At 67.5% G+C, this 24,795-nt stretch carries 27 protein-coding genes; 13 read left to right on the top strand and 14 right to left on the bottom strand.

Annotated features, from left to right (window positions below):
• Positions 1-10 precede the first annotated feature (10 nt).
• Positions 11-355, bottom strand: coding sequence for a cupin domain-containing protein (locus MMB92_RS02905; RefSeq protein ID WP_060267391.1), 345 nt, complete (start codon positions 353-355; stop codon positions 11-13).
• 205 nt (positions 356-560) lie between these two features.
• On the opposite strand from MMB92_RS02905, the gene MMB92_RS02910 reads away from it, so the two are divergent.
• The 5 genes from MMB92_RS02910 to MMB92_RS02930 all read left to right on the top strand — a co-directional run bounded on the left by MMB92_RS02910 (position 561) and on the right by MMB92_RS02930 (position 6,190).
• On the top strand, positions 561-1,445 hold the full coding sequence (locus MMB92_RS02910) for a helix-turn-helix transcriptional regulator (protein WP_060267389.1): 885 nt from the start codon (positions 561-563) through the stop codon (positions 1,443-1,445).
• Between the two features lie 153 nt (positions 1,446-1,598).
• Positions 1,599-2,549 carry an agmatinase gene (gene speB / locus MMB92_RS02915; protein WP_006495824.1) on the top strand — a complete coding sequence of 317 codons (951 nt, stop codon included), beginning with the start codon at positions 1,599-1,601 and terminating at the stop codon, positions 2,547-2,549.
• Positions 2,550-2,571: 22 nt separating this feature from the next.
• Positions 2,572-4,053 (top strand): aldehyde dehydrogenase family protein, encoded by a 1,482-nt coding sequence (locus MMB92_RS02920; RefSeq protein WP_277562502.1) that lies wholly within the window; start codon positions 2,572-2,574, stop codon positions 4,051-4,053.
• A gap of 119 nt (positions 4,054-4,172) precedes the next feature.
• Positions 4,173-4,721, top strand: coding sequence for a hypothetical protein (locus MMB92_RS02925; protein ID WP_346828512.1), 549 nt, complete (start codon positions 4,173-4,175; stop codon positions 4,719-4,721).
• 119 nt (positions 4,722-4,840) lie between these two features.
• Positions 4,841-6,190 carry a DUF2325 domain-containing protein gene (locus MMB92_RS02930; RefSeq protein ID WP_277562504.1) on the top strand — a complete coding sequence of 450 codons (1,350 nt, stop codon included), beginning with the start codon at positions 4,841-4,843 and terminating at the stop codon, positions 6,188-6,190.
• Positions 6,191-6,220: 30 nt separating this feature from the next.
• Here the strand turns inward: MMB92_RS02930 and MMB92_RS02935 are convergent, their stop codons facing one another.
• The 3 genes from MMB92_RS02935 to MMB92_RS02945 form a co-directional block, all read right to left on the bottom strand.
• Complete coding sequence (locus MMB92_RS02935) at positions 6,221-6,544, bottom strand: LysR family transcriptional regulator (protein ID WP_006495828.1); 324 nt, start codon at positions 6,542-6,544, stop codon at positions 6,221-6,223.
• 160 nt (positions 6,545-6,704) lie between these two features.
• Positions 6,705-7,472 carry a DeoR/GlpR family DNA-binding transcription regulator gene (locus tag MMB92_RS02940; RefSeq protein ID WP_006482225.1) on the bottom strand — a complete coding sequence of 256 codons (768 nt, stop codon included), beginning with the start codon at positions 7,470-7,472 and terminating at the stop codon, positions 6,705-6,707.
• Between the two features lie 44 nt (positions 7,473-7,516).
• The gene (locus MMB92_RS02945) at positions 7,517-8,197 is read right to left on the bottom strand and encodes an MgtC/SapB family protein (protein ID WP_034202860.1); all 681 of its coding nucleotides are present in this window, start codon (positions 8,195-8,197) and stop codon (positions 7,517-7,519) included.
• A 267-nt stretch (positions 8,198-8,464) separates the two neighbouring features.
• On the opposite strand from MMB92_RS02945, the gene MMB92_RS02950 reads away from it, so the two are divergent.
• From MMB92_RS02950 to MMB92_RS02965, 4 genes are all read left to right on the top strand, one after another.
• On the top strand, positions 8,465-9,406 hold the full coding sequence (locus MMB92_RS02950; protein ID WP_034203411.1) for a choline ABC transporter substrate-binding protein: 942 nt from the start codon (positions 8,465-8,467) through the stop codon (positions 9,404-9,406).
• A 23-nt stretch (positions 9,407-9,429) separates the two neighbouring features.
• Positions 9,430-10,107, top strand: a complete 678-nt coding sequence (locus MMB92_RS02955; RefSeq protein ID WP_080330856.1) for an HAD family hydrolase — start codon at positions 9,430-9,432, stop codon at positions 10,105-10,107.
• A 168-nt stretch (positions 10,108-10,275) separates the two neighbouring features.
• Entirely contained in the window at positions 10,276-10,413 is a 138-nt protein-coding gene (locus MMB92_RS02960) for a hypothetical protein (protein WP_226244975.1), read from the top strand.
• 41 nt (positions 10,414-10,454) lie between these two features.
• Entirely contained in the window at positions 10,455-12,902 is a 2,448-nt protein-coding gene (locus MMB92_RS02965; RefSeq protein ID WP_124633940.1) for a phospholipase C, phosphocholine-specific, read from the top strand.
• Positions 12,903-12,971: 69 nt separating this feature from the next.
• Here the strand turns inward: MMB92_RS02965 and MMB92_RS02970 are convergent, their stop codons facing one another.
• Positions 12,972-14,144, bottom strand: coding sequence for a porin (locus tag MMB92_RS02970; protein ID WP_112750960.1), 1,173 nt, complete (start codon positions 14,142-14,144; stop codon positions 12,972-12,974).
• 745 nt (positions 14,145-14,889) lie between these two features.
• Between MMB92_RS02970 and MMB92_RS02975 the strand changes: the two genes are divergently transcribed.
• On the top strand, positions 14,890-15,480 hold the full coding sequence (locus tag MMB92_RS02975; RefSeq protein ID WP_034202864.1) for a GNAT family N-acetyltransferase: 591 nt from the start codon (positions 14,890-14,892) through the stop codon (positions 15,478-15,480).
• 30 nt (positions 15,481-15,510) lie between these two features.
• Here the strand turns inward: MMB92_RS02975 and tam are convergent, their stop codons facing one another.
• Positions 15,511-16,296, bottom strand: coding sequence for a trans-aconitate 2-methyltransferase (gene tam, locus MMB92_RS02980; protein ID WP_124633938.1), 786 nt, complete (start codon positions 16,294-16,296; stop codon positions 15,511-15,513).
• A gap of 138 nt (positions 16,297-16,434) precedes the next feature.
• Between tam and MMB92_RS02985 the strand changes: the two genes are divergently transcribed.
• The gene (locus MMB92_RS02985; protein WP_006485476.1) at positions 16,435-17,331 is read left to right on the top strand and encodes a LysR family transcriptional regulator; all 897 of its coding nucleotides are present in this window, start codon (positions 16,435-16,437) and stop codon (positions 17,329-17,331) included.
• Positions 17,332-17,392: 61 nt separating this feature from the next.
• On the opposite strand, the gene MMB92_RS02990 is transcribed toward MMB92_RS02985, so the two are convergent.
• The 4 genes from MMB92_RS02990 to MMB92_RS03005 form a co-directional block, all read right to left on the bottom strand.
• Positions 17,393-17,815 carry a GNAT family N-acetyltransferase gene (locus MMB92_RS02990; RefSeq protein WP_124633937.1) on the bottom strand — a complete coding sequence of 141 codons (423 nt, stop codon included), beginning with the start codon at positions 17,813-17,815 and terminating at the stop codon, positions 17,393-17,395.
• A 163-nt stretch (positions 17,816-17,978) separates the two neighbouring features.
• On the bottom strand, positions 17,979-18,446 hold the full coding sequence (locus MMB92_RS02995; RefSeq protein WP_006485478.1) for a nucleoside deaminase: 468 nt from the start codon (positions 18,444-18,446) through the stop codon (positions 17,979-17,981).
• 97 nt (positions 18,447-18,543) lie between these two features.
• Positions 18,544-19,014, bottom strand: a complete 471-nt coding sequence (gene cynS, locus MMB92_RS03000) for a cyanase (RefSeq protein WP_006495841.1) — start codon at positions 19,012-19,014, stop codon at positions 18,544-18,546.
• A gap of 30 nt (positions 19,015-19,044) precedes the next feature.
• Entirely contained in the window at positions 19,045-19,704 is a 660-nt protein-coding gene (locus MMB92_RS03005) for a carbonic anhydrase (RefSeq protein WP_006485475.1), read from the bottom strand.
• A gap of 113 nt (positions 19,705-19,817) precedes the next feature.
• Here MMB92_RS03005 and cynR point away from each other — a divergent pair, with 113 nt between their 5' ends.
• Positions 19,818-20,747 carry a transcriptional regulator CynR gene (gene cynR / locus MMB92_RS03010; protein WP_006495842.1) on the top strand — a complete coding sequence of 310 codons (930 nt, stop codon included), beginning with the start codon at positions 19,818-19,820 and terminating at the stop codon, positions 20,745-20,747.
• 107 nt (positions 20,748-20,854) lie between these two features.
• Here cynR and MMB92_RS03015 read toward each other — a convergent pair whose 3' ends face one another.
• Positions 20,855-21,055 carry a hypothetical protein gene (locus MMB92_RS03015; protein ID WP_058902663.1) on the bottom strand — a complete coding sequence of 67 codons (201 nt, stop codon included), beginning with the start codon at positions 21,053-21,055 and terminating at the stop codon, positions 20,855-20,857.
• 34 nt (positions 21,056-21,089) lie between these two features.
• Positions 21,090-22,409, bottom strand: a complete 1,320-nt coding sequence (locus tag MMB92_RS03020) for a DUF3422 domain-containing protein (RefSeq protein ID WP_006495844.1) — start codon at positions 22,407-22,409, stop codon at positions 21,090-21,092.
• A 161-nt stretch (positions 22,410-22,570) separates the two neighbouring features.
• Between MMB92_RS03020 and MMB92_RS03025 the strand changes: the two genes are divergently transcribed.
• Positions 22,571-23,446 (top strand): LysR family transcriptional regulator, encoded by an 876-nt coding sequence (locus MMB92_RS03025; RefSeq protein WP_006485479.1) that lies wholly within the window; start codon positions 22,571-22,573, stop codon positions 23,444-23,446.
• A gap of 27 nt (positions 23,447-23,473) precedes the next feature.
• On the opposite strand, the gene MMB92_RS03030 is transcribed toward MMB92_RS03025, so the two are convergent.
• Complete coding sequence (locus MMB92_RS03030) at positions 23,474-24,040, bottom strand: hypothetical protein (RefSeq protein WP_006492966.1); 567 nt, start codon at positions 24,038-24,040, stop codon at positions 23,474-23,476.
• A 128-nt stretch (positions 24,041-24,168) separates the two neighbouring features.
• Positions 24,169-24,519 carry a hypothetical protein gene (locus MMB92_RS03035; RefSeq protein WP_058902662.1) on the bottom strand — a complete coding sequence of 117 codons (351 nt, stop codon included), beginning with the start codon at positions 24,517-24,519 and terminating at the stop codon, positions 24,169-24,171.
• Between the last annotated feature and the right edge of the window lie 276 nt (positions 24,520-24,795).

Here is a 24,795-nt window from a genome sequence, read left to right on the forward strand (position 1 = left end):
GTTTCCGACATCACGACTGCTCGAGCAGCACGTAGAACTTCTTCGCGTCCTCGATCGTCTCCCAGCGGCCCGCGAAACCGGCCGGCAGCAGATAGCCCTGGCCCGGCGTGAATTCCTTGCGGTTGCCCTGGACGTCGGTCAGCGCGATCCGGCCCTCGACGAGCCACACCGCTTCGTCGGCTGCCGTTTCCGGAAACTCCACCGAGCCGGCCTTGCCCTCCCACCAGCCGACGATGTAGTTGCCGCTCCTGCCTTCGGCCGCGCGCCAGTCGCTTTCGTCCATCCCGAAGTCGAGCTTCGTGAATTCGCCCACGCCTGCGCCCAGTGGCAGGATGTCCTTGATCAGTTTGGTCATCTGAATCTTTCGTCTCTCGAATGAAAAAAGCAGAGACAAAGTTACTCATTTACACTGCCCCGGTATGCCCCCCTTCGGGGGGGACAAGCCGCGTTTTCGGAGGTACGCGAGGCAGCAGGACTCCGTACGGTAATTCCCCTAATGACCTTTTCGGGCGCGGATCGCTACAATCGCGCCGCTTCAAGGGCCGGTTCCTGGGACCCGCATGCTGCTCAACGTGAACCCCTTCCACCGCGACGACGACCATTTCAACGTGTCGTTCAAGGCGCTGGGCGAGCTGATCGAGACGGTCGGCACGCCGCATTTCGTGCCGCGCCTCACGCAACTGCTGAACGACGTCGTGCCGCTCGACGTCGCGCACGTCGAACGCTCGCGCGTCGACGGCACGATGCCCACCGGCTACCGCTGCGAATGGATCGGCAGCAGCGGCATCGGGACCGAAGCCACCGAAATCTCCGACGTGATGACGCTCTACTACGAGCGCTTTCTCGACAGCGACCCGCTGTTCGCGGGGCTGCGCGGCAAGACCGGCACGATGCTCGTCGTGCGCGACATCGCGGCGATCCCGCCCGGCGAATTCCGCCAGCGGATCTACGACGACGTGCATATCGGTCACGAATGCGTGCTCGCACGCGGCACGCGCTATTCGCAGCATTCGATCGCGCTGGAGCGCGGCCGCGACCGTCCGCCGTTCACGCTCGCCGAGATGAACCGCTTCCGCAGCATCAGCGACGTGCTGTTCCCGCTGCTCGAGCTGCATGCGTCGACCACCGCCGCGCGGCGCATCGCGCACCCGACGCCCGACGTCCATCCGCTCGCGCAATTCGACGCGCGGCTCGCGGCCGACGACGTGAAGCTGTCGAAACGCGAATACGAGACCTGCAAGCACCTGCTGTCCGGCAAGACCGTGCCCGAAGCCGCCGCGATTCTCGGCGTGCGCGTCGCGTCGGCCGAGTCGTACGTGAAGCGTGCCTTCGCGAAGCTGGGCGTGCGCACCAAGCGCGAACTCGCCGCATGGGGGTCGGCGGCAGCCGCGCTTCCCGCCGCCGGAGCGCACGACGACGACGCACCGCCGGCCATCCCGCGCTGACCCGCCCCGCCGCGTTCGGTCGCGCCGCGTCGATGCGGCGGCGCCACTTGCATCGAGACCCGTCGATGTAAACGTTGCGACTTCAGGATCTTCGCGCGTGCGTTCTCCTCTACCATCGGCCGATCGCTTGACACCAGAAGAGGAGACGGCCCCATGCCCCGCGAACTGAACCAACCGATGGGCGGCAACGAGATGCCGCGCTTTGGCGGCATCGCCACGATGATGCGGCTGCCGCAGGCCACGACGACCGACGGGCTCGACGCGTGCTTCGTTGGCGTGCCGCTCGATCTCGGCACGTCGAACCGCTCGGGCGCGCGCTTCGGTCCGCGCCAGATCCGCACCGAATCCGTGCTGCTGCGCCCGTACAACATGGCCACCCGCGCCGCGCCGTTCGATTCGCTGCAGGTGGCCGACATCGGCGACGTCGCAACCAACCCGTACGACCTGAAGGACTCGGTGCGCCGCATCGAGGAGGCGTACGACGCGATCGTCGCGAACGGCTGCCGGCCGATCACGCTCGGCGGCGATCACACGATCGCGTGGCCGATCCTACGCGCATTGCACCGGAAGTACGGCAAGGTCGCGGTCGTGCACGTCGATGCGCACGCGGACGTGAACGACACGATGTTCGGCGAGAAGATCGCGCACGGCACGCCGTTCCGCCGCGCGGTGGAAGACGGCCTGCTGCAATGCGACAAGGTCACGCAGATCGGCCTGCGCGGCACCGGCTATCACGCGGACGATTTCGACTGGTGCCGGCAGCAGGGTTTCACCGTCGTGCAGGCGGAAGACTGCTGGAACAAGTCGCTCGCGCCGCTGATGGCGCAGGTGCGCGAACGCGTCGGCGACACGCCGGTGTACCTGAGCTTCGACATCGACGGCCTCGACCCGTCGTTCGCGCCGGGCACCGGCACGCCGGAAATCGGCGGCCTGACCGTGCAACAGGGCCTGGAGATCGTGCGCGGCATGAAGGGCCTGAACATCGTCGGCGCGGACCTCGTCGAAGTATCGCCGCCGTACGATCCGGCCGGCACCACCGCGCTCACCGGCGCGAACCTCGCGTTCGAAATGCTCTGCGTGATGCCGGGCGTCGCCTACCGCTAACCCGATCGACAGGATGACCGTCATGTCCACCGCCGAACTTTCCCGTTCCACGCACCCGTTCGTGCTGCCCGCCGCGCGCATCGCCGGCCAGCCGGTGCGCACGCATTCCGACACGATCGGCGCGCCGGTCTTCAACGCATCGACCGGCAATACGATCGGCTGGCAGGAATTCGCGACGCCCGCGCACGTCGACGCCGCGGTGCGCGCCGCGCGCGACGCGTTCGCCGGCTGGCGCGATACGCCGCCCGCCGAGCGCGGCCGCGTGCTCGCGGCGATCGCCGGGCGGGTCGACGCCGCGCGCGAGCGTCTCGCCGCGCTGCAGATGCTAGTGAGCGGCAAGCCGCCGCTCGAGGCCGACGCGGACGTCGGCGATGTCGTCGCGACCTTCGCGTACTACGCGAAGCTGTGCGAAGACCCGGCGCTGTTCGCGGCCGAACCGGTTGCGTTGCCGAGCGATGGCGTCACGGCCGAACGCTTCCACGATCCGGTCGGCGTCGCCGCGCTGGTGATGCCGTGGAACTTCCCGATGGTCACGACCGCATGGAAGCTCGCGCCCGCGCTCGCGGCCGGCTGCGCGGTCGTGCTGAAGCCGTCCGAGCTCACGTCGCCGACCGAGCATGCGCTGCTCGACATCGTCATCGAAGCGGGTGTGCCGGCCGGCGTCGTCAACGTCGTGAACGGTGACGCCGAGATCGGCGCGGCGCTGACCGCGCATCCGCTGATCGACAAGATTTCGTTTACGGGCAGCACGGCGGCCGGCCGCAAGGTGATGCAGGCCGCAGCCATCGACATGAAGCGCGTGACGCTCGAACTCGGCGGCAAGTCGTCGCTGATCGTGCGCGACGATGCCGATCTCGATGTCGCGGTGTCGCTCGCCGTGGCGGGCGCGTTCACCAACGCCGGCCAGATGTGCTCGGCCACCGCGCGCATCCTCGTGCACGACAGCCTCTATCGCAGCTTCATGGCCGCGTTCGAGACGGCCGTGCGCGCGCTCGTCGTCGCGCCGCCGGGCACCGACGAGGTCGCGATGGGGCCGCTGATCTCCGCCGCGCACCGCGCGCGAGTCGAGGCGATGCTCGAACACGGCGTCGATGCGGGCGCACGCATCGCGTTCAGCGGCCGCGTCGCGGACGCCGGCGGCACCGGCTTCTTCATGGCGCCCGTCGTGATCGCCGAACCGGCCGCGGACAACCCGCTATGGACCGACGAACTGTTCGGCCCCGTCGCGTGCGTGAAATCGTTCCGCACCGATGACGAAGCGATCGCGCTCGCGAACGACACGCGCTACGGGCTCGTCGCGACCGTCATCACGCGCGATACGGCCGCCGCACCGCGGTTCCAGCGGCGCGTGCGCGCGGGGCTCGTGTGGATCAATGCGCCGCAGCTGATCTACCCGCACGTGTGCTGGGGCGGCTTCGGGCTCAGCGGGATCGGGCGCGAACTCGGCGTCGCGGGGCTGCGCAGCTATCAGGAACTGCGCCACGCGATGCACGCGATCGACTGACCGGTGCGGCCGTTCGGGTCATGGGCGATACCGTGTCGCGCGGCGACGGTATCGCCTTTTTTTGCGAATTCGATATATTCCGTAGAATATATCGAGACCTGCATACCAGGAGCACCATCATGACCCGCACGGCGACGGATCGCACCCCGCTGCACAGCGCTCTGGAACAGCCGTTCGCGCGCAAGATCAGCGCGCTCAAGCCGCTGTCGAGCGACGCGCGGGCGCAGCAGGTCACCGATGTCGTCGATGCGTTCCGCCGCCTGCGCGGCAGCGTCGCACGTTTCATCCGGATGTTCTCGGCCGCGCACGCCGAAGCCATGCCGGACGACGCACTGTCGGCCATGGGCCTTCGAGAATTGCTGTCGATGCTCGAACACGAAGCGCGTACCGCCCGCTTCACGCGGCTGCCCGAACTCGAACGCGCGATCGGCCACGCGCGCCGCCTCGAACGCACGCGCGACGACGTGTTTTCCGATGCGTTCAGCAACGACCCGGCCGCGATGCGCCGCGCGGTCATCGCGCTGGAACGCGTCGACGTGCTGTTCGTCGGGTTGTGCGTCGAATCCGTGATCGCGCGCCATGCGCCGGCCTCGGCATCGGCCCCGGTTCCGCCCGCTGCGCCTGCCGTCGTGCCGCAGCCGATCGACCGTTCAACGGCGCTCTGCTGACCGCACGATCCCCGTTGCCCGGTATTTCCCCGGCATCGGCCTCGTTATATTCCGTGGTATATTTCGAACCATCTTTCGCGCATCCGTCTCCGGCCCGATCGTGCCGGATCGAGGTCAACATGCACGCTCCGCCCTTTCGCCTGGCCCGCACGGCGGACCTCTCGTCGCCCGGCGGCCATTCGCCCGCGGCAGCCGGCACGCGGATCGACGCCTGCTGCGCGCCGTCCCGCGCGCAACAGGTCGAACTGACGCGCCGCGCGCGCCTGTCCGAACTCGACGCGAACCTGCACTGCTCGATCATCGGCACGTGCCTGACCACGCACGAACTGCGCAAGCTGGTGCCGAAATTCGCCGATGTCGACCGTCAGCGCGCGACCGATCTGGAGATCCATCACGCGGCCGTCGAACTCGCGATCGGCGGCACGGCCGGCGCCAAGGCGTTGCACAAGGCGCTCGACGAGCGTTATGCCGGAGCGATCCGCGCATTCGACGGCGCGAAGGACGCGGACGCACTCGTCGCGCGCTGGAAGGACGCGCTCGCGAGCGGCGACATTCCCCCGGCGTACTGGGCGCTGATGACGCATCCGCGCGCGACGATGGCCGTGCGCCAGGTCGCGTTCGGCGACGTGCACATGCTGTCGCATCTGGTCGGCGCGGCCAATCGCGCCGATATCCGGCGGCTGGTCGCGCTCGAACGGGAGAACGCGGAACTGCACGCGAAGCTCGAACGACAGCAGGCACGCCTGCACGAAATGAGCACGCAGCGCGACGTGGCGCTGCAGGAGCGGGATGCGCTCCACGCACACCGGCACGCGCAACCGCTTGCGGCCGAAAGCGTGCTGCGCGACGAAGTACACGCGTTGCGCGAAGCGCTGGCGGCGCGCGACGAGTGGCTCGCGCTGCACACGAGCCGCCGCGAGGCGGCCGAGCAGCGGATCGCCGCGGAACAGGCAAGCGCCCGTGCAATGCGCGCGCGGCTCGACGACCTGATGGCGATGGTCAAGACGCTGCGCGCCGAAGCAAGCGCGCTCGAACAGGCGGTGCAGGCGTCGACGGACGACCCGGCCGAGCACGCGGCGCATTCGCTGTCGATACTGCGGGGCACGCGCGTCGTCTATGTCGGCGGACGGCCCGGCTCGAACCGCGCGATCCGGCGGATCGTCGAAACGGCGGGCGGCGAAGTGACGCTGCACGACGGCGGCATCGAGGATCGCAAGGGCTTGCTGGCCGCGGCGCTGCCAGGCGCGCGGATGGTCGTGTTTCCGGTCGACTGCATCGACCACGATTCGATGAACCTGCTCAAGCGCACCTGCGAGCGGCATCACATCGCGTACTACCCGCTGCGGACCGCCAGCGTGGCGAGCTTCGTCGAATTGATCGCGCGGCTCGATGCGCAGGCGCGCGACGTCATCATGCCGAATGCCGCCGCGAGCGATACGTCGTCACGCTTCTGCCTGCGGCACGGGTAGGCCGGCGCGCACGTCAGCGCGACGCACCCTTCAGCGCCGCACCATTTTCGTGAGCGCGGCGATCTCGTCCGCGCAAGCCGCGTACGCGCGCGCCTCGATCCCGCGATAAAGACGGATGATTTCCTCGCCGACCGGCGTCAGCACGCTGCCGCCGCCGCTCTGGCCGCCATGCTCGGACACCGTCGCCGGCGATTTCAGCGAACGGTTCAGCTCGTCCATCAGCAGCCACGCACGCCGGTACGACATGTTCAGGCTGCGCGCCGCCGCCGAAATCGAGCCGTGCTCGCGCACCGCTTCGAGCAGCGCGACCTTGCCCGGGCCGAGCGCGATCGTGTCGGCCTGCTGGATACGCATCCTGAACCGCACCTCAGGCTTGGGGTGTGCCGAAGTCTTCATGTTGTCCGCCGTTAGATCGATGCGGGCAAGCATACACGATGGCCGGCACGGCGAATGCCGGCCGTCCACCTGCCTGGTTCAGCCCTCGAGCACGCGCGCGACGATGCCCGCCAGCCGCCTAGGACAGCACGATGTTCTTGATGACCTTCCGGATGTTCTTGTAGCTGTCGACCGACTCCGCTTTCTGGTCGGTGACCAGCGTGCCGATCCGCGCCGGTTCGCAGAAGCCGATCCGGCTGTTCGTGCCGAGCTTGCTGAAATCGGCGAGGATCGCGACTTCCGCCGCGTTGCTGACCATCGCGCGCGCCACTTCGGTTTCCATCCGGTCGTAGTTCGTCGCGCCGCGCACGTGGTCGACGCCGACCGGCGACAGCAATGCGAGATCGGCACGATAGCGGAAGATTTCGGCGACCGTGCCGTCGCCGACCGTCGCCGCCGCGCGGCTGCCGATCATCCCGCCGAGCAGGATCGTTTCGTTCTTCGCCTGCGCCGGGTCGCCCGAGCGCATCTTCAGCGCGACGTCGATCGAATTCGTGACGATCGTGAGGCCCGACAGCTTCGCCAGTTCCTCGGCCAGCAGCGTCGTGGTCGTGCCCGCGTCGATGAACAGCGTCTGCGAGCCCGACACCAGCCGGGCGGCCGCGCGGGCGATCGCCAGCTTCGCCTTCACATGCGTCTGCGCACGCTCGGCGATCGGCGCTTCGTCGCCGACCTGCACCGCGCCGCCGTGCACGCGCTTCAGTTCACCGAGCGCCTCGAGGTCGACCAGATCGCGGCGCACGGTTTCGCGCGACACGTTCAGCTCGGCCATGATCCGGTCGGTGGAAACGCGCTGCATCTTCGATAACAGAAGCCGAATCCTCTGGTATCGCTCTTCTTGCCACATGAAATGTCCTCGGAAATGTTCGTCAATATTATTCGAATGACCGTCTACCCAGCGCTTTCCTCCAACTTTTTGATGCCGGCGAGGGTCTGCAGGGATTGACGTGCCACCTGGAACTCGCTGCTCGTCATCTTCGAAAACACCACATGGATGCGATCGTCGTCGGGCGTCGCGTCGTCCTGCTCGATGATGAACCGGACGATCCGTGCCTGGTCGATGCCGGGCATCGCCTGCAGCGACGTGAGCTTCACCGCGCCGCGGCTCGCGAGAATGCGCACGCCCCAGCGCTGCCGCGTCGCGAAGAAGCGCTTCTCGATCGGCTTCAGCCCGGCCAGGATCGCCAGCACGATCGCGGTCGCGGCGATCGCGGCCACGTACATCCCGCCGCCCACGGCGAGCCCGACCGCCGCGACGACCCACAGGCTCGCGGCGGTCGTCAGCCCGCGGATGATCTCGCCGCGCAGCATGATCGACCCCGCGCCGAGAAAGCCGATGCCCGACACGACCTGCGCGGCGACGCGCGACGGATCCAGCGACACGTTCTTCGCGTCCTGGATATCGGCGAAGCCGAACGCCGACACGACCATCACGAGCGCGGCCCCCACGGCCACCAGCATGTGCGTGCGCAACCCGGCCGCCCACGACAGCCGTTCGCGCTCGATGCCGACGAGGCTGCCGAGCAAGGCCGCCAGCAACAGGCGGGCAATGATTTCCAGCTGACTGATCATGCGAAGTCTCCTTGTCCTGCGGTTCCACTCGATGACGCGCAACCCGTGCGGGCCGCCCCGACTTTCCCTGCCCTCGTCCCGCCCACGTCGCACGGGCCACCCGACGATTTGTATTTTTGTGCGATCTTGCGATTTTGTGCGTTCTAATATACGGTACGCAAAACGACAAAGCCAGACCCAAGTTTGTTTGTTTCATCCGATCCACACGATCAATCGTCAGACCAATCAGGTAACACGATCCGGAACACTGCTTAGGAGACCGACATGATGAAGAAGGCATGGATGCTGGCTGCAACGTTGCTGACGGCGCTGGCAACGGCCCCCGCTCACGCTTCGGAAGGCGACGTGTGCAGGAAGGTGACGCTCGGCGACGTCGGCTGGAGCGACATCGCGGCCACCACCGGCGTCGCGATGATGCTGCTGGACGGGCTCGGCTACGAGGCCACCAAGACGATCGCGTCGCCGCCGATCGTGCTGGCCGGCGTGAAGAAGGCGCAGATCGATGCCTTCCTCGGCTACTGGGATCCGAGCATGACGCCGACGGTGAAACCGTTCGTCGACGCCGGCGCCGTTCACCTGCTGCCGCAACCGAACCTGGTCGGCGCGCGCTACACGCTGGCCGTGCCGCAATACGCGTCGGACAAGGGCCTCAAGCGTTTTGCCGACATCGCCCGGTTTCGCGACCAGCTCGACGGCAAGATCTACGGGATCGGCGCCGGCAACAACGGCAACGCGCTGATCCAGCGAATGATCGACAAGAACGAGTTCGGGCTGGGCGGCTTCAAGCTGGTCGAATCGAGCGAAGCCGGGATGCTCGTGCAGGTGACGCGCGCGGTGCAGGAGCACCGGATGATCGTGTTCCTCGCGTGGGAGCCGCATCCGATGAACCTCCAATACAAGATCGCGTATCTCGACGGCGGCGACACCGTGTTCGGCCCGAACTACGGCTCCGCGAAGGTCTATACGCTGGTCTCGCCCGGCTATCTCGAACGCTGCCCGAACGTCGGCCGGCTGCTGACCAACCTGACATTCACGACCGACGAGGAGAACCAGCTGATGGCGCCGATCATGAATCACGCCGACCCGATCGCGGTCGCGAAGGAATGGGCGAAGAAGAACCCCGGCGTGCTGTCGAAGTGGCTCGACGGCGTCACGACCATCGACGGGAAGAACGCGAAGGACGCGATCGACAAACTCATCGGCGCGTGACGACGCGATACAAGGAACCACTCATGCACAAGAATCTCGCGCTGTTCGACCTCGATCACACGCTGCTGCCGCTCGACAGCGACCAGGCCTGGAGCCGCTTCATCACGCGGGTCGGGCAGGAGGACGACGCGCACACGGCGCTGATCGACGAGCACTACGGCCACTATGCGGCCGGCACGCTCGACATGGACGCGTATCTCGCCGTGACGCTCGCGCCGCTCACGCGCTACCCGCGCGAGCAGCTCGAACGCTGGCATGCACAGTTCATGGACGAAGTGATCCGGCCGGCCATCATGCCGCAGGCGCGCGCGCTGGTCGACCGGCATCGCGAGAACGGCGACCTCTGCTGTATCGTGACGGCCACCAACGTCTTCGTCACGCGCCCGATCGCGGCCGAGTTCGGGATCGAGCATCTGCTCGGCATCGAGCTCGACACCGACGACGGCACGCCGGCCGGGCGGTTCACCGGGCGCAGCATCGGCGTGCCGAGTTTCCGCGAAGGCAAGATCGTGCGCACGGCCGCGTGGCTGGCCTCGCTCGGCTACGCGGCTTCCGATTTCGAACGGACCTACTTCTACAGCGATTCGATCAACGACGTGCCGCTGCTCGACTACGTCACGCATCCGGTCGCGACCAATCCCGACGCGAAGCTTTCCGGGGTGGCCGGCACGCGCGGCTGGCCTGTCATGAAGTTGTTCTGATTCGGGCGATATGCTCTGCTGTCCATTTTCATGTCTGGAGGGGAAATGAAATACGGAACACGCAGCACTCATTCCAATCATTCAGGAATCCGACTCGATCAGGGTCATCCACGAACCGTCCCGCGTCGCCCTGCGGCAAGCCGTATTCCGCACTGGCGCGTCGTTTTCATGATCGCGCTCCTGTGCACGCTGGCCGGTTGCGGCGACGGCGACTCTAGCCCGGCCGGCAACATCGCCGCCGCGCGGGCATCGGCGCCGGCCTCGACGTCCGCGCCGGTCGTGCATTGCGCGACCGCGTGCCACTGACCGACGCACGCCCCATCCGTCACCCACGACAGAGAGCGATCATGCAAAACACACCCACGACACGACGTCGGTTCCTTGCCGACGCGCTGAAACTCGCCGGCGCCACCGCGGTGACCGGCATGCTGCCCGAAAGCATCCTGCGCGCGCAGTCGATTCCGGCGGCGAGCGTCACCGGCACCCTGCAGGACGTCAAGCACGTCGTCATCCTGATGCAGGAAAACCGGTCGTTCGACCACTATCTCGGCACGCTGCGCGGCGCACGCGGCTTCGGTGATCCGCGGCCGGTCGTGATTTCCAGCGGCTACCCGGTGTGGCGCCAGCCGGCGCCGTTGTCCTACGTGTTTCCGTTCAACCCGTCGCCACCCGTTTCCGGCGTCGCGAACGGCGACACGTACTACGGCGATCTCGATCACAGCTGGAATGGCACGCACAGCGCATGGAACAACGGCCGCTACGACAACTGGGTCGGCGCCAAAACCAGCGGCACGATGTACTACTTCACGCAGAATGACATCCCGTTCTACCACGCGCTGGCGAGCGCCTTCACCGTGTGCGACGCGTACCACTGCTCGATGCTCGGCCCGACGGACCCGAACCGCCTGTATCTGTGGACCGGCTGCTGCGGCAACGTCGCCGGCTATTCGCCCTACACGAACAACACGATGACCGGCACCGGCTGGACCACGATGCCGGAACGCCTGAACACGGCCGGCGTCACGTGGAAGTTCTACCAGGACAAGGGCAACGGGCTCGATGCCGGTCACGGCTACGGCGAATACAACGGCTCGAAGCGCGATCTCTGGTGGAACGGCAACTACGGCGACAACGTCATCCTGAACTTCCGGCAGTACCAGAACCTCGGCGCCAACGATCCGCTCGCGCCGGCGCTCAACGGCACGCAGATCGATCCGACCGGCGGCGGCAAGGAATACGACACGAATCTCTTCAGCCAGCTGCGGGCCGACGTCGCGAACGGCACGCTGCCGCAGGTGTCGTGGATCGCCGCGCCTTACGCCTATTGCGAGCATCCGTCGTGGGCCGCGAGCGGCGGCGAATGGTACGTGAGCAACGTGCTCGATGCGCTGACGTCGAATCCGGCCGTGTGGGCCAGCACCGTGCTGCTCGTGATGTACGACGAGAACGACGGCCTGTTCGATCACGTGCCGCCGGCCGTTCCGGCGAGCGCCGCCGCCGGCACCGGCCGCTCGACGGTCTCGACCGCCGCTGAATTCGTCGCGGGCGGCGGCGCCGCATCGGACGGCTCGGCGAGCGGCGACACGCCGATCGGGCTCGGCCCGCGCGTGCCGATGTTCGTGATCTCGCCGTGGTCGAAAGGCGGCAAGGTCAACTCTCAAGTGTTCGACCATACGTCGGTGATCCGCTTCCTCGAAGCGCGCTTCGGGCTGCAGGAAACCAACATCACACCGTGGCGGCGTGCCGTGTGCGGCGATCTCACTTCGGCATTCGATTTCGCGAATCCGGACCAGACGATTCCCGCGATCCCGGCCGCGACCAGCAACATGGACCCGAACGGCTCGACGGTCCTGATTCCCCCTGCCACCACCACCGCGGTGCCGGCACAAACGGCCGGCCGCACTCCCGCGTGCCGGCTGCCGTACGAGTTCTTCGTCCAGGGCAAGGTCAACCGCTCGGGCAAGACGCTCGGGTTGACGATGACGAATACCGGCGCGGCCGCCGTGCATCTGCAGGCGTGGGTCGATGGCACGAGCACGATACCGCGGCACTACACGATCGGCGCCGGCACGGGCACGTGCGTCACGGATGCGCTCGCGCTGAATTCGGGCGGCGGCTACGACTACTCGATCTACGGCCCGAACGGCTTCCTGCAGACGTTGCGCGGCAACATCGGCGCAGCGGGGAGCGCGGGTTCGACGGCCGAAGTCAGCCTCTGCTACGACGTGCAGAACGGCAACGTGCTGATCACGCTGGACAATGCCGCCGGCGCCAGCGCGACGACGTTCCAGCTCGTCGACAACGCGTACGGAATGAACAGCGCGCAGTCGGTCAGCGTGCCGGCCGGCGCGACGCGGACCGTCACGTGGTACGGCGACGCCGGCTGGTACGACGCGAGCATCCGCGATGCGAACGACCCTGGCTTCCTGCGCCGCATCGCCGGCTGCGTCCAGGCGCAATCGGGCACGTTGCTGACGGATTCGGCGATCGGCAATACGAACGGCAAGTTCGTCGCGGCACTGTCGTCGCAGGGCGCGTCGTATGGCACGCTGCGATTCGACTACGTCGTGCCGCCGTGGCGCCACAGCCCGAAGAACTGGGTCGGCATCTATCCGCGCGGCGCGCAGCCGACCAAGGGCGGCTACAAGTCGTGGGCGTACCTGCCCAAGAGCACCGGCTCGCTGCTGTTCTCGTCGACTGCGAACAGCGCGCTCGCATCGGGCCAATACGATGCGTGGTTCCTGTTCGACGACGGCTACACGCCGCTCGCCGGCCCCGTCGCGATCAGTATCTGACGTCGCCCGTCCCGGCGGCGCGCAAACACGATGCGCGCCGCCGGGCGGGTCGCCCGGGCTACGCGTCGATCAGAACTTGTGACGCAGGCCGATCCGCGTGACGAACTGCGTGTTCGCGCCCGCGCTGCCGACGAACGACGGCGACGAGCCGATTTCAGCCTGTACCGGCACGACCCGGCCGTTGATCGTGTTGCTGCCCGACGCCTTCTGGTACGCCGCGCTCACGTACACGTCGGTACGCTTCGACAGCGCGTAGTCGACCGCGGCGTTGACCTGGTGCCACTTGCCGTCGTAGCGGCCGTCGAGCTTCGAGAACGTATAGCCGAGACCGCCGCTCAACGCCGGAGAGAACGCATAGCGGCCGCCGATTTCGTAGTGGTTCAGCTTCGACGATTCGCCCGACAGCGGCGTGAACTTCGTATGCGTCCAGTTCGCCCACACGAGGCCCGCCGCGATCGCATAACGCGCGCCGACGCCGACCGTCTCGAGGTCGCGCAACCCGAACGTGTTGATGTTCGCGATGCTCACGCCGAACGCCGGCGTCGCGCCGTTCGGGAAGCGGATGTTCGTGTACGCGGCGCCGATGCCGAACGGCCCTTGCGCGTAGTTCGCACCGAAGCTGTACGCGCTCGACGCACCCTGCGCACCCTGCGCGCCGTTCGTGCCGGTCGTGGTGGGCGTGCCCGCGAACTGCGTCGAGTTCGAGAACCCGTACATCGCGCCGAACGTGAGGCCCGCGAAGTTCGCGCTCTGGAACTTCACCGCGTTGTTGATGCGGCTCGACGTCAGCTGGTCGAGATCGTTGATGTGATACGCGTAGTTGCCGGCCGGCGTCTGGCTGCCCATCGTGTAGTTCGCGCCGATATAGTCGGTCGAGAACGAGTATTGACGGCCGATCGTCAGCGAACCGATGCCGTTCTTCGACAGCCCGACGAACGCCTGCCGGCCGAACAGCGCCCCGCCCTGGCCGATCGAGCCGTCGCCGCTGCTGAAGCCGTTTTCCAGCACGAACAGCGCCTTCAGCCCGCCGCCGAGATCCTCGCTCCCGCGGATGCCCCAGCGGCTGCCCGACGCGACGCCGTCGCCGTACTTGACGAGCTTGCCGTGCCCGCCCGTCGTCGCGACCTTGTTCGAATACGTGACGCCCGCATCGATCAACCCGTAGAGCGTGACGCTGCTTTGCGCGTGCGCGGCCGTGCCGAACATCCCGAGTGCGGCCGCGGCCACGATAGTCTTCTTCATGTTGCTTCCTTTTTGTTGTGGACGCGCGCGCCTGCGTCGCGGCAGGACGCGCGGCGTGTTGACGAGAAACCGTACGACGGACGAACGCCAGCCCGCACCGGCAGACGCGCGCGTGCCTCGTGCGCGTGCACGATGTTCCGTTTCGATGCCGGTGTGGGCTTGCGGAAGCGGCATGCCGCAGGGCGGCCGCTCGTGTTGCGGCGTCGGCACGCGTGCGCATCGGTGGCGCATGCGTGCCGGCGTATTGCTCCGGCGATGCAGGTCAGACGCGCTTCCGGCTGTCGTGGAGCAGATGGACGGCGTGACGCCGGACGGCATCACGACCTTCGATATATTTTTCGGAATATAACGATTTGTCACCGAACGGTAAACAATTATTCGGGTTCCTGTCGTCATTCATCCACAGGCAAGCGGCGACGAGCCCGGCGCGAAGCCGCGATGCACGTCAGGCGCCATCGCATCGCGACGCAGCTGGTCGGCGCCGAATTCCCGCATAATCAGGCGGTCGAACGAGCGCCGCGGCCCGCGCGCGAATGCCGCAAACGTATGCGGTGTCGCCCGATCCGTCGGCCGCATGCATTCGACCGTCGCGCACGCAGCCGGCCTGTGCCGGCTCCACGCGCGACGAATTGTGCAGGTGCAAAAAACCACGCAACGACGAGAATGCGATTCGCCGCTCGTCATGGTGACGACGATCGCATCACGGACCACACCACGCCATCCCGCGAAGACAGGACACCGACATATGGACCGAGCCGAACACATCAGCATCGAACCGGCGCTCGCGCTTGCCGCCGACGAACTGGACGGATGCGATTTCTCGTTCGACATCGCGTGGGAATTGAACGCGCCGTATCAGGACTTGCTCGATCTTCGCGCGCTGCCGGTGCGACGCAAGGACTACGGCTTCGATCCGGCCGGCTGGGCGAGCGGCGCGTCGGGCCGCACGGCGCTGTTTCGCGCGACGGCCGGCGAACGGCTCGCCGGCTTCGTCGCGATCGAGGAAAGCTGGAACGGCATGGCCGAGATCGCGGAGCTGGCCGTCGACCGCCAGTGCCGGCGCCAGGGGATCGGGCAGTTCCTGCTGGCAGCCGCCGAAGCGTGGGCGCGCAGCCACGGGTTCGGCTTCATGCGGCTCGAAACGCAGGCGAACAACGTCGCGGCCTGCTCGACCTATGCACGCGCGGGCTTCGCGCTCGGCGGCCACGACCGCTTCCTGTACGCCGATGGCGAGAACGCCGGGGAAGTCGCGTTGTTCTGGTACAAGGACCTGCGCGACGGGCAGACCGCGCGAAGCCGCACGGTCGACCCGGCATCGGTGCCGGCGGTGCGCTGAGGCACGGCCGGCCGTCGCGTCGATACCGCGCTACTTCCGCGTCGCCACGATGAACAGGCGCGGAAACGGCAGCAGCACCGTACCGTCGTCCTGCGCCGGATAGCCGTCCGGCCCGGCCAGCGCGTCGCGATAGCGTGCGACGAACGCGCGCTGTTCGGGCGCGTCGAGCGCCGCGAGGAACGGCCGCAGCGCGCTGCCCTTGAACCATTCGACGACCGCATCCGCGCCGCCGCGCAGCGGGTGGTAATAGGTCGTGCGCCATACGTCCACGCGCGAACACAGCGGCGCGAGCAGCGCATGATAGTAGCGTGCGTCGAACCGCTCGGTGCGCGCCGCGCCTTTCAGCTTGTCGGCCCACGGCCCGTCCGCGGCGACTTCGCGCATCAGCCGGTGCGCCGGTTCATCGAGGTTGTCGGGCATCTGCACCGCGAGATGGCCGCCCGGCGCGAGGCGGCCGACGAGCATCGGGAACAGCGTGTCGTGCGCCGGCACCCATTGCAGCACCGCATTCGACAGGATCAGGTCATAGCCGCCCGGATCGTCCCAGGCGGCGACATCGGCAAGGTCGAAACGCAGTGCCGGCAGGCGCTTGCGTGCAGCCGCGATCATGTCCGCCGACGCGTCGATCCCGTGGGTCGTCGCGTCCGGTGCGCGCGCGATCAGCGCTTCCGTCGAATTGCCCGGCCCGCAGCCGATATCGATCGCGGTATGGATCGGCGTCTTCGGCACGGCGGCCAGCAGGTCGCGCACCGGCCGCGTCCGTTCGTCCTCGAACTGCACGTACTGGGTCGCGTATTGATCGAGCGGGGTCGTCACGATGGATCTCCTGGTCGGCATGAGCGGCTGCGTTGCATCGCGCACGGCGATGCAACGGGCCATCGATTCAGCGCATTCTGCGACTGCCGCCGACCTTCAGTAAAATGAATTTAATATCGTGATTGATTCAAAATTCTGATGAAGATCGATACGCTCGGTGTCCAGGCTTTCGTCGCGATCGCCGACGGCGGCAGCTTCAGGCAGGCAGCCGATACGCTGCACGTCACGCAAACGGCGATCACGCAGCGGCTGCGCAAGCTCGAATCGTATCTCGGCGTCGCACTGGTCGAGCGCACGACGCGCCGCACCACGCTGACCGAGATCGGCCGGCGTTTCCTGCCGCAGGCCCGCCGGCTGCTGAACGAGCTGTCCGACGCGCTGACCGAAATCCGCGAGACCGGCCTGAGCCAGCGCGGCGACGTCACGATCGCGTGCGTGCCGACGGTCGGCGTGCAGTACCTGCCACGCATCCTGCGCGCGTTCTCCGGGCATCGGCCGCACGATCGCGTGAAGATTCTCGATCATGCGTCGGCGTCGGTGCTGCAGGCCGTGCTGCGGCGCGAAGCGGAATTCGGCATCAGCATCGCCGGCGACCAGCACCCGGAACTCGTCAGCGTGCCGCTCACACATGATCCTTATGTGCTCGTGTGCCGCGACGATCACCCGCTCGCGAAGCGGCGGCGCATCCGCTGGGCGGCGCTGCAGCCGCATCCACTGATCTTCGCCGGCGAAGTGAGCGGCAATCGCGGGCTGCTCGAAGGCGCGCTGAAGACGAGCGGCGTGTCGCTGCATTCGTTCTACGAGGTGCAGCGCAGCTCGACGGCGCTCGGGCTCGTCGCGGAAGGGCTCGGCGCGGCCGTCGTGCCGAAGCTCGCGATCCAGAAGAACGCGTATCCGATGATCCGTACGATCGAGCTCGTCGAACCGTCGGTGTCGCGCACGCTCGTGCTCGTCACCCGCAGGAGCGCGCAACTGTCGCCCGCGGCGCGGGCGCTGTACGACATGATCGTCGAGCGGGCAGCGCCCGGGCGGTGATCCGGGAGCGGTGCGGTACGACCCGCGTGTCACGGGATGCCAGGCAACGACCGGTTGCCGCTCAAAGCACCTTGACCATAAACACGCGCGCCGCGCCTGCCGGCTCGCACGGCACTTCGCCGAACGTCTCGTAACCGTGCTTCCGGTAGAAGTCGGGCGCCTGGAACGAGATCGTGTACAGCACCGCACGCGCGCAACCGCGCCGCTTCGCCTCCGCTTCGGCCTCGCGCAGCAGCCGGCTGCCGAAGCCGCCGCCGCGCAGCGATTCGGGCAGATAGAACAGGTCGATGAAGAACAGGCCGAGCGACGTCCGGCCGGTGAGACCGCCCAATACCTCGCCGGTCACGTAGACGTCAAGCGCGGCTGCATCGGCGCGCCCCGTCATCGCATGGTTGAATTCGCCGAGCTTGCGGCTGATGAAGTCTCGGGCGGCCGGTTGCCCGGTGTCGGTCAGTTGAAGGATAACGTCGGGATGCGGTGTCATCGGAGGCGAACACGTGCGTGAATGGATCGCCGGGTGTGCGGCAGCCGCGGCGGACGTCGCACGACTATAGCGCGTCGTCACGCGTTCACGCCATCGCGAACGCCGCCGTCGGACCGCGACGATCGCGCCCGCCACGCCGGTATCGCGTCCGCGATGAAGCATGTCACTTCGCGTTCAGCTCCTTCCAGCGCCGGTACACGTCGATCGCGCCGTCATGCTTTCGCTGCACCATCGGCAGCCGGCGTTCCTCGATCGGTTTCGCATATTCGGCATAGAACGTATCGAGCTCGAAATACTTGCGGTCATCCCGATAGAACGGCGCGTAATCCTCGCGCGTCGTGATGTAGATCACGCGTTTCGGGCTGCAGTAGTACAGCGAGCCGAGGCACATCGGACACGGGCTCGCGAGGATGTAGATCTCGCAGTCGGTCAGGTGCTCGGTGCCGAGCGTGCGGCACGCGTCGCGCACCGCGAGGATCTCCGCGTGCGCGGTCGGGTCGCTGGTCTGCGCGACGAGGTTCGGGCTCTCCGCGACGATCTCGCCGTCGCGGACGATCACCGTCGCGAACGGGCGGCCGCCCTCTTCCACGTTCTTCATCGCGAGATCGATCGTGCGTTTCACAAAATCCATGGTTGCGTCCTCGTTGAAACGGCATGGCGGGAACGTGCGCCGGCCGGCGCACGTCGGGTGGCACCGCGCGGCACCGCGTGGCGGCGCCGCACCGGCGTCAGAACGGCTTGGTCGGCAAGTACTTGCCGTCGAGCGTGATCACCGCACGCGAGCCGCCTTCGGGATCGTCGACCTTCTTCACGTCGAGCCGGAAATTGATCGCGCTGATGATGCCGTCGCCGAACTTCTCGTGAACGAGCGCCTTCAGCGTCGTGCCGTACACCTGCAACATTTCGTAGAAACGGTAGATGGTCGGGTCGGTCGGCACGCGATCGTCGATGCTGCCGCGCAGCGGGATCGTCTGCAGCAGCAGCACCGCGTCGTCGTCGAGGCCGAGCTTGTCGGCGACGATGCGCGCCGCGTCGGCCGGTAACGCATGCTGGCCGAGCAGCGCGGCCGTGACGAACGCTTCGCTCAGGCCCGTGCCCTCGGTGAGCTGCGCGAACGACAGGTTCTTGCGCGCTTTCGCGAGGACGACGGTTTCCGCCAGCGCGTGGCGCGCCGTCTGACTGTGCTGGGACTGGATCATGGTAATGCCTCGTAGTGGAGTGGGAGCGATTCAGGCCGCGACGGGCAGCGTCGCGGGGGTGGCGCGGACGCCGGGATGGTCCGCGAGGGACACGAACCGGCCGGTCGCGCCGTCGTAGGCGTCGATGCAGCCCGATTCGATGTCGTAGACCCAGCCGTGCAGCGCGAGACGCCCTTCTTCGAGCGCGAGCCGCACGGCGGGGTGCGTCTTCAGGTTGGCCAGTTGCGCGACGACGTTCTCGCGCACCATCGAGTCGATCCGCTCGCGCTCGCTGCGGTGCGTGCGCGCCTCGTTCACGACCCGCGCCGAATCGGCATAGCGCAGCCAGTGGCCGACGGCCGGCATGTGATCCATGCACTGGCAGGTCGCGATCGCGGTCATCGCGCCGCAATCGGAATGCCCGCAGATCACGACGTCGGTCACGCGCAGCGCGGCGACCGCATATTCGACCGACGCCGACACGCCGCCCGGCTCCGGGCCGTACGACGGCACGATGTTGCCCGCGTTGCGGATCACGAACAGGTCGCCCGGCTCGCGCTGCGTGACGAGTTCGGGCACGAGCCGGCTGTCCGAGCACGAGATGAACAGCGCCCGCGGGTTCTGGCTGCGCGCGAGATCGCGAAACAGCGCGGCGCGCGCCGGGTAGGCGTCGCGCTGGAACTTCAGGAAGCCTTCGATGATGTCCTTCATCGCGTGTTCTCCGGTGCGGGTGGAATCGATGAAGGGCAGGTTACGCCCGACTTCCGATAACGTAAAAGACTGATTTATGATCCACCGGATAAGCACGACTTATGGGAACCGCCATGCTGCTGCGTCACATCCACTACTTCCTGGCCGTCGCCGAACATCGCAGCTTCACGCGCGCGGCCGCCGCGCTGCACGTGTCGCAGCCCGCGCTGTCGCAGCAGATCCGCCAGCTCGAGGACACGCTCGGCGCGCAACTGTTCGACCGCACCGGACGCGTCACGCGGCTGACCGATGCCGGCGACGTGTATTTCCGCTATGCGCGGCAGGCGCTGCACGATCTCGCGGAAGGCCGGCGTGCGATCCACGACGTACAGGATCTGAGCCGCGGCTCGCTGCGCCTCGCGGTCACGCCGACCTTCACGAGCTATCTCGTCGGGCCGCTCGTCGAGGCGTTTCACGGCCGCTATCCGGACGTCTCGCTGTCGGTGCGCGAGATGTCGCAGGAGCGGATCGAGGCGCTGCTCGTCGACGACGAGCTCGATGTCGGCATCGCATTCGAGGACGTGCAGACGGCGGATATCGACGCGCAAACGCTGCTGGTCGAAACGCTCGCACTCGTCGTGAACCGCGGGCACGCGCTCGGCGGCAAACGCAAGGCCGGGTTGCGCGCGCTGCACGACGCACCGCTCGTGCTGCTCACCGCGGAATTCGCGACGCGCACGCAAATCGACCGTTATTTCCGCGCGCACGACGTGCAGCCGCGCGTGCTGATGGAAGCGAATTCGCTCGGTGCGGTGATCGAGATCGTGCGCCGCACGACGCTTGCGACGCTGTTGCCGGCGACGATCGCCGTCGAGCACGACGATCTCGTTGCCGTCGCGCTCGATCCGGCGGTGCTGCGGCGCACGGCCGTGCTGTTGCAGCGCCGGGGCGCGTATCGGAGTGCGGCCGCGCGTGCGTTCGTCGAGCTGGCGCTCGCGCACGGGGCGGAAAGATCGAGGCGGGAAGGCAGCGCGCGTGCGACGCGCAACAAGGCGTCCGGCTGAATGCCGTCATGCGCGACGGCAAGCAACGCCGTCCCGCGCGGACGTCCGGCGTTTCACTCGACCGAAACGCCCGCGTGTCGTTGATCCCCAGGCGCAGGGAACGCGCGTCAGTTGTACCCGAGGATCGCCACCGCCGCGACCTCCGGCCGGTCGATCGCGCCGCCGACGAGCGACGTCGTCGGCTCCTGCAGCACGGCCTGATACGAAGTGACGCGCCCCGCTTCCGGCGCGCCGGCTTCGTCCCGAACCGGTTGATCGAAGGCATCGATACCGCTGAGGCAGTCGGATTGCGTTTGCATGAAAGTCATCTCCATTCCTTTGCTTTGATATGTCGTTGATGGTCTAGCTGGCCTGCTTCAACGCGACCGCCTGCACAGGCGCGCCGTCGTGCGCCGCCTCGGACCGCGCCAGCTGGGCGCGCGTGCGCCGCGTGATGTGGATCACCGCGAACACGACCGGCGCGATCAACAGCCCTTCCGCCAATTCGGGATCGACCGGCAGGTTCATCACGTGCAGCGCCTTGAACGCCGCGGTCGCGAGCGACAGCACGTAGTACGAAATGGCGGCCACCGACAGCCCTTCGACCGCGTGCTGCAAATGAAGCTGGTTGCGCGCGGTGCGCTCCATGCCGGCCAGGAGCCGCGTGACGTCCTTTTCCTGCGCGAGATTCACGCGGGTGCGCAGCAGGTCGACCGCCCGCGCGATTCGCGCGGCGATCTGTTCGTGGCGCGCCCATACGCTGCGGCAGGTTTCCATCGCCGGCGCGAAGCGCCGCTCCATGAATTCGGCGAGCGTCGGCATGCCTTCGATACGCTCCTCGCGCAACTCCTGAATACGCGCGAGCACGAGCTTTTCGTACGCGCGCGACGCGCTGAAGCGCGCCCCCGATCCCGACAACGATTCGACCCGCACCGCGAGATGCGTGAGCTTGACGAGCAACGCCGCGTCGTCGCCGTCGGCGCCGCTCGCGTCCATCCGCTGCATCAGTGCATGCAGCGCCGCATGGATCTCGTCGAGCTCGCGGCTCATCCGGCGCGCGACGGGCAGCGCAAGCAGCGCCATCATCCGGTACGTCTCGATTTCGTACAGACGCTGCAACAGCCGGCCGCCCTGCTCCTCGCGGAAATCCTCGTCGACGACGAGAAAGCGCATGAAGCCGTCGTCGCGCACGTGCCAGTCGCAGAACACCTTGCCGCCGCCGAGCACGTGGCTGCCGACGAGCGCGGGCCCGTCGATCCAGCGCCGCAGGTCGCCGCACACGCGCCGCGCGGCGTCGCCCGACAGCAGTTCCATCCGCACCGCGACGAAGCGGATGCCGGCCAGCCGCGCGAACCACGCGGCCGGAATGCCGGCGATCGCGCGATCGTCGAAATAACCGGTGTCGCGACGCGGCGCGACGAACGTGAAGGTCGAGAATTCGGTGTGGCGTTCCCACTTCAGGTACCAGCCGCACGGCGACTGCACCGCATGGTGCGTCGCGCCTTCGTGCGGCGCGTCGATCCCCGTGTCGCGGCACAGCGCATGCAGCAGCGTTTCGTGGATGTCGGGCTGGCCGTCCGCATAGATCGCGTAATGCGTGAGCGACACGGCTTCGGCGAGCCGCAGGAACGGCCGGGCATGCAATTCCGCGGCCAGTGCGGCGCGCAACGGATGGTCGATCATCGATACACCACGCTTCCTTGTTCGGTGCTGCACGCCGGATCAACCGGCCTGAACGCCGCGCCGCCCTGGGGCGAAACACCAGCGTGATCGCACTATGGCAGACACACAGCAACAATAAAAACGCATAATGCTGATCGTTACGTTCAGTTTTCCTGATACCCATGAAGATGCTCGATCACGACGTGCTGGCCACCGTCGTCGCCGTCGCGGAAACCGGCAACATGACCCGCGCGGCCGAGGCCGTGAACCGCTCGCAGTCGGCCGTGAGCATGCAGATCAAGAGCCTGGAGGACGCGATCGGCCGGCCGCTGTTCGTGCGCAAGCCGCGCAGCATCGTGCTGACGCGCGAGGGCGAGGTGCTGCTGGGATTCGCCAGACGAATGCTGGCGCTGCGCGACGAGGCATGGGCGGCCGTGGTGCGGCCGGAAGTGACCGGCAAGGTCGTGATCGGCGTGCCGGACGACTATGCGTCGTCGCTGCTGCCGTCGGTGCTGAAGAAATTCTCCGCGACCTACCCGAAGGTCGAGATCCAGGTGATGGGGCTGCCGAGCAGCGCGCTCGCGCCGCTGATCAAGGAAGGCACCGTCGATCTCGTGTGCGGGACGCGCATCAAGGGGCTGTCGGGCGATTTCATCCGCCACGAGCCGATGGCGTGGGCCGCGATGACGAACGGGCCGCGCGTCTGGGAGGAACGGCCGCTGCCGATCGCGGTGTTCATGCCGGGCAGCGTCGCGCGCGAGAACGCGATCCGCAGCCTCGAACGCGCGAAAGTCCCCTATCGCACGTCGTATGAAAGCCCGAGCCTGCTCGGGCTGCTCAGCATGGTCGAGGCCGGCCTCGCGGTCGCGCCGCTCGCGCGCTGCGCGATTCCCGCGCAACTGTCGATGCTCGGCCGCTCGCACGGGCTGCCCGACCTGCCGCCGCTCGAGCTGATCCTCGCGCGCAGCACCAAGTCGAAACGGCCGCCGTGCGACTTCCTCGCGGAACAATTGATGGAAGACCTGCAGCGGCAGACCGGGCAGACCGGCGACGCGTGAGCACGCCGGCGCCGGCTCGCAGCAAGGTCAGCGATGGCCGGTCGCGCCATGCCCGGCCGCGCGCAACGCCGCGTTGACGATGCCGGCCACCGTATCGACGAGCGCTTCCAGCGTGTCGCCGTGCACGTGTCGCCCGGCAGGCGGAACGTGCTCGCTGCGCCGGCCGCCCCACTGCGAGCCGGCCGTGACCGACAGCGTCGCGCTGAACCGCTGGCCGTGCCGGCGGCCGAAGATGCCGATACGCCGTTCGGCGACGTAAGCCTGTTCGGGAAGAAACAATCGGATCTCAACCGCCGCTTGATCAGGGTCGGCCGCACAAGCATCCGCATCGAACGCCGGTGCGAATGCCTTGACGATGCGGAACGTCACGTGGGAATCCCACGCGGCGAGCGGCCCGCCGGCCGCGTCGACGCGTTCGGCGTCGACCGACCACTGATGGCGATCGGGCACGCGAATCGCCTGGCGCAGCAGCACGTCCGCCGCGCGAACCGTCACCGTCAACTGCCGGGCAAGCTGCCTGCCCGACGGCAACGCCGCGGTATGCGCGCGACGGGCAGCCGGGCGCGCAACACGCACTTCTTCCGTAAGGTACATGGGCCCTCCCTGTTCAGGGGTCGCGCCGCGTTCGACGCAGCGCACAAACGTCCACCATCGCCAGCCGGCGAACAGCACCGCGGCCGGCGAATCGGCGGCGGATTAGCCAAGCAATCGCCGTTCCCGGCTCAGCCAGCGTCGGCCGGGAGCCGCAACCGGCGCGCGATCGGCCCGATTACCGCATCGACTTGCTGCGCGATCAGCGTGTGCAGCGTGAAATCCAGATCTTCCGCGGCGATGTCGAAATGCACGTGGATCACGTTGCGCACCGCGCGGGCGCTGACGACGTACACGCCGAGCGGGGAATGCAGCAATGCGGCAAGCCGGGCGTGCGCGGCCGCGGCGGAGCCGGCCGTCAGCGTGACCGGCAGTTGCAGGCGCGGGCGCGGCGGCGGGAACGGTACGACGTGGCCGGATGGGCCGGCGCGCAACCGGCGGCCTGCGACATCGAACGCGGGAAAGGGATGAATGAAGGTCATGGCGCGGACGGAAGCCGTCCCGGCTGTCAACACGTCCCCAGCTTAGAAGGGACCGTATAAACGCCGTGCAAAAAAACGGTGTGCCCGTGCAAAAAACGGCATGCCGGCCGGGCGCTGGCCCGTCTTGACGACGTGATACGGCCGCTCGGCCGTCGCGCGTGCCCCGTCAACCATGACAGGTCGACAGCCGGCAATCCGCCGATACACTGTGTGCCGTCCCGACGGCCTCGATCGATGTCACCGATGCCTGCCGCCGGCTTCGATTGCGCATGGCCT

This window comes from Burkholderia sp. IO2 (genome assembly GCF_029522185.1).
Taxonomy (GTDB): Bacteria; Pseudomonadota; Gammaproteobacteria; order Burkholderiales; family Burkholderiaceae; genus Burkholderia; species Burkholderia cenocepacia.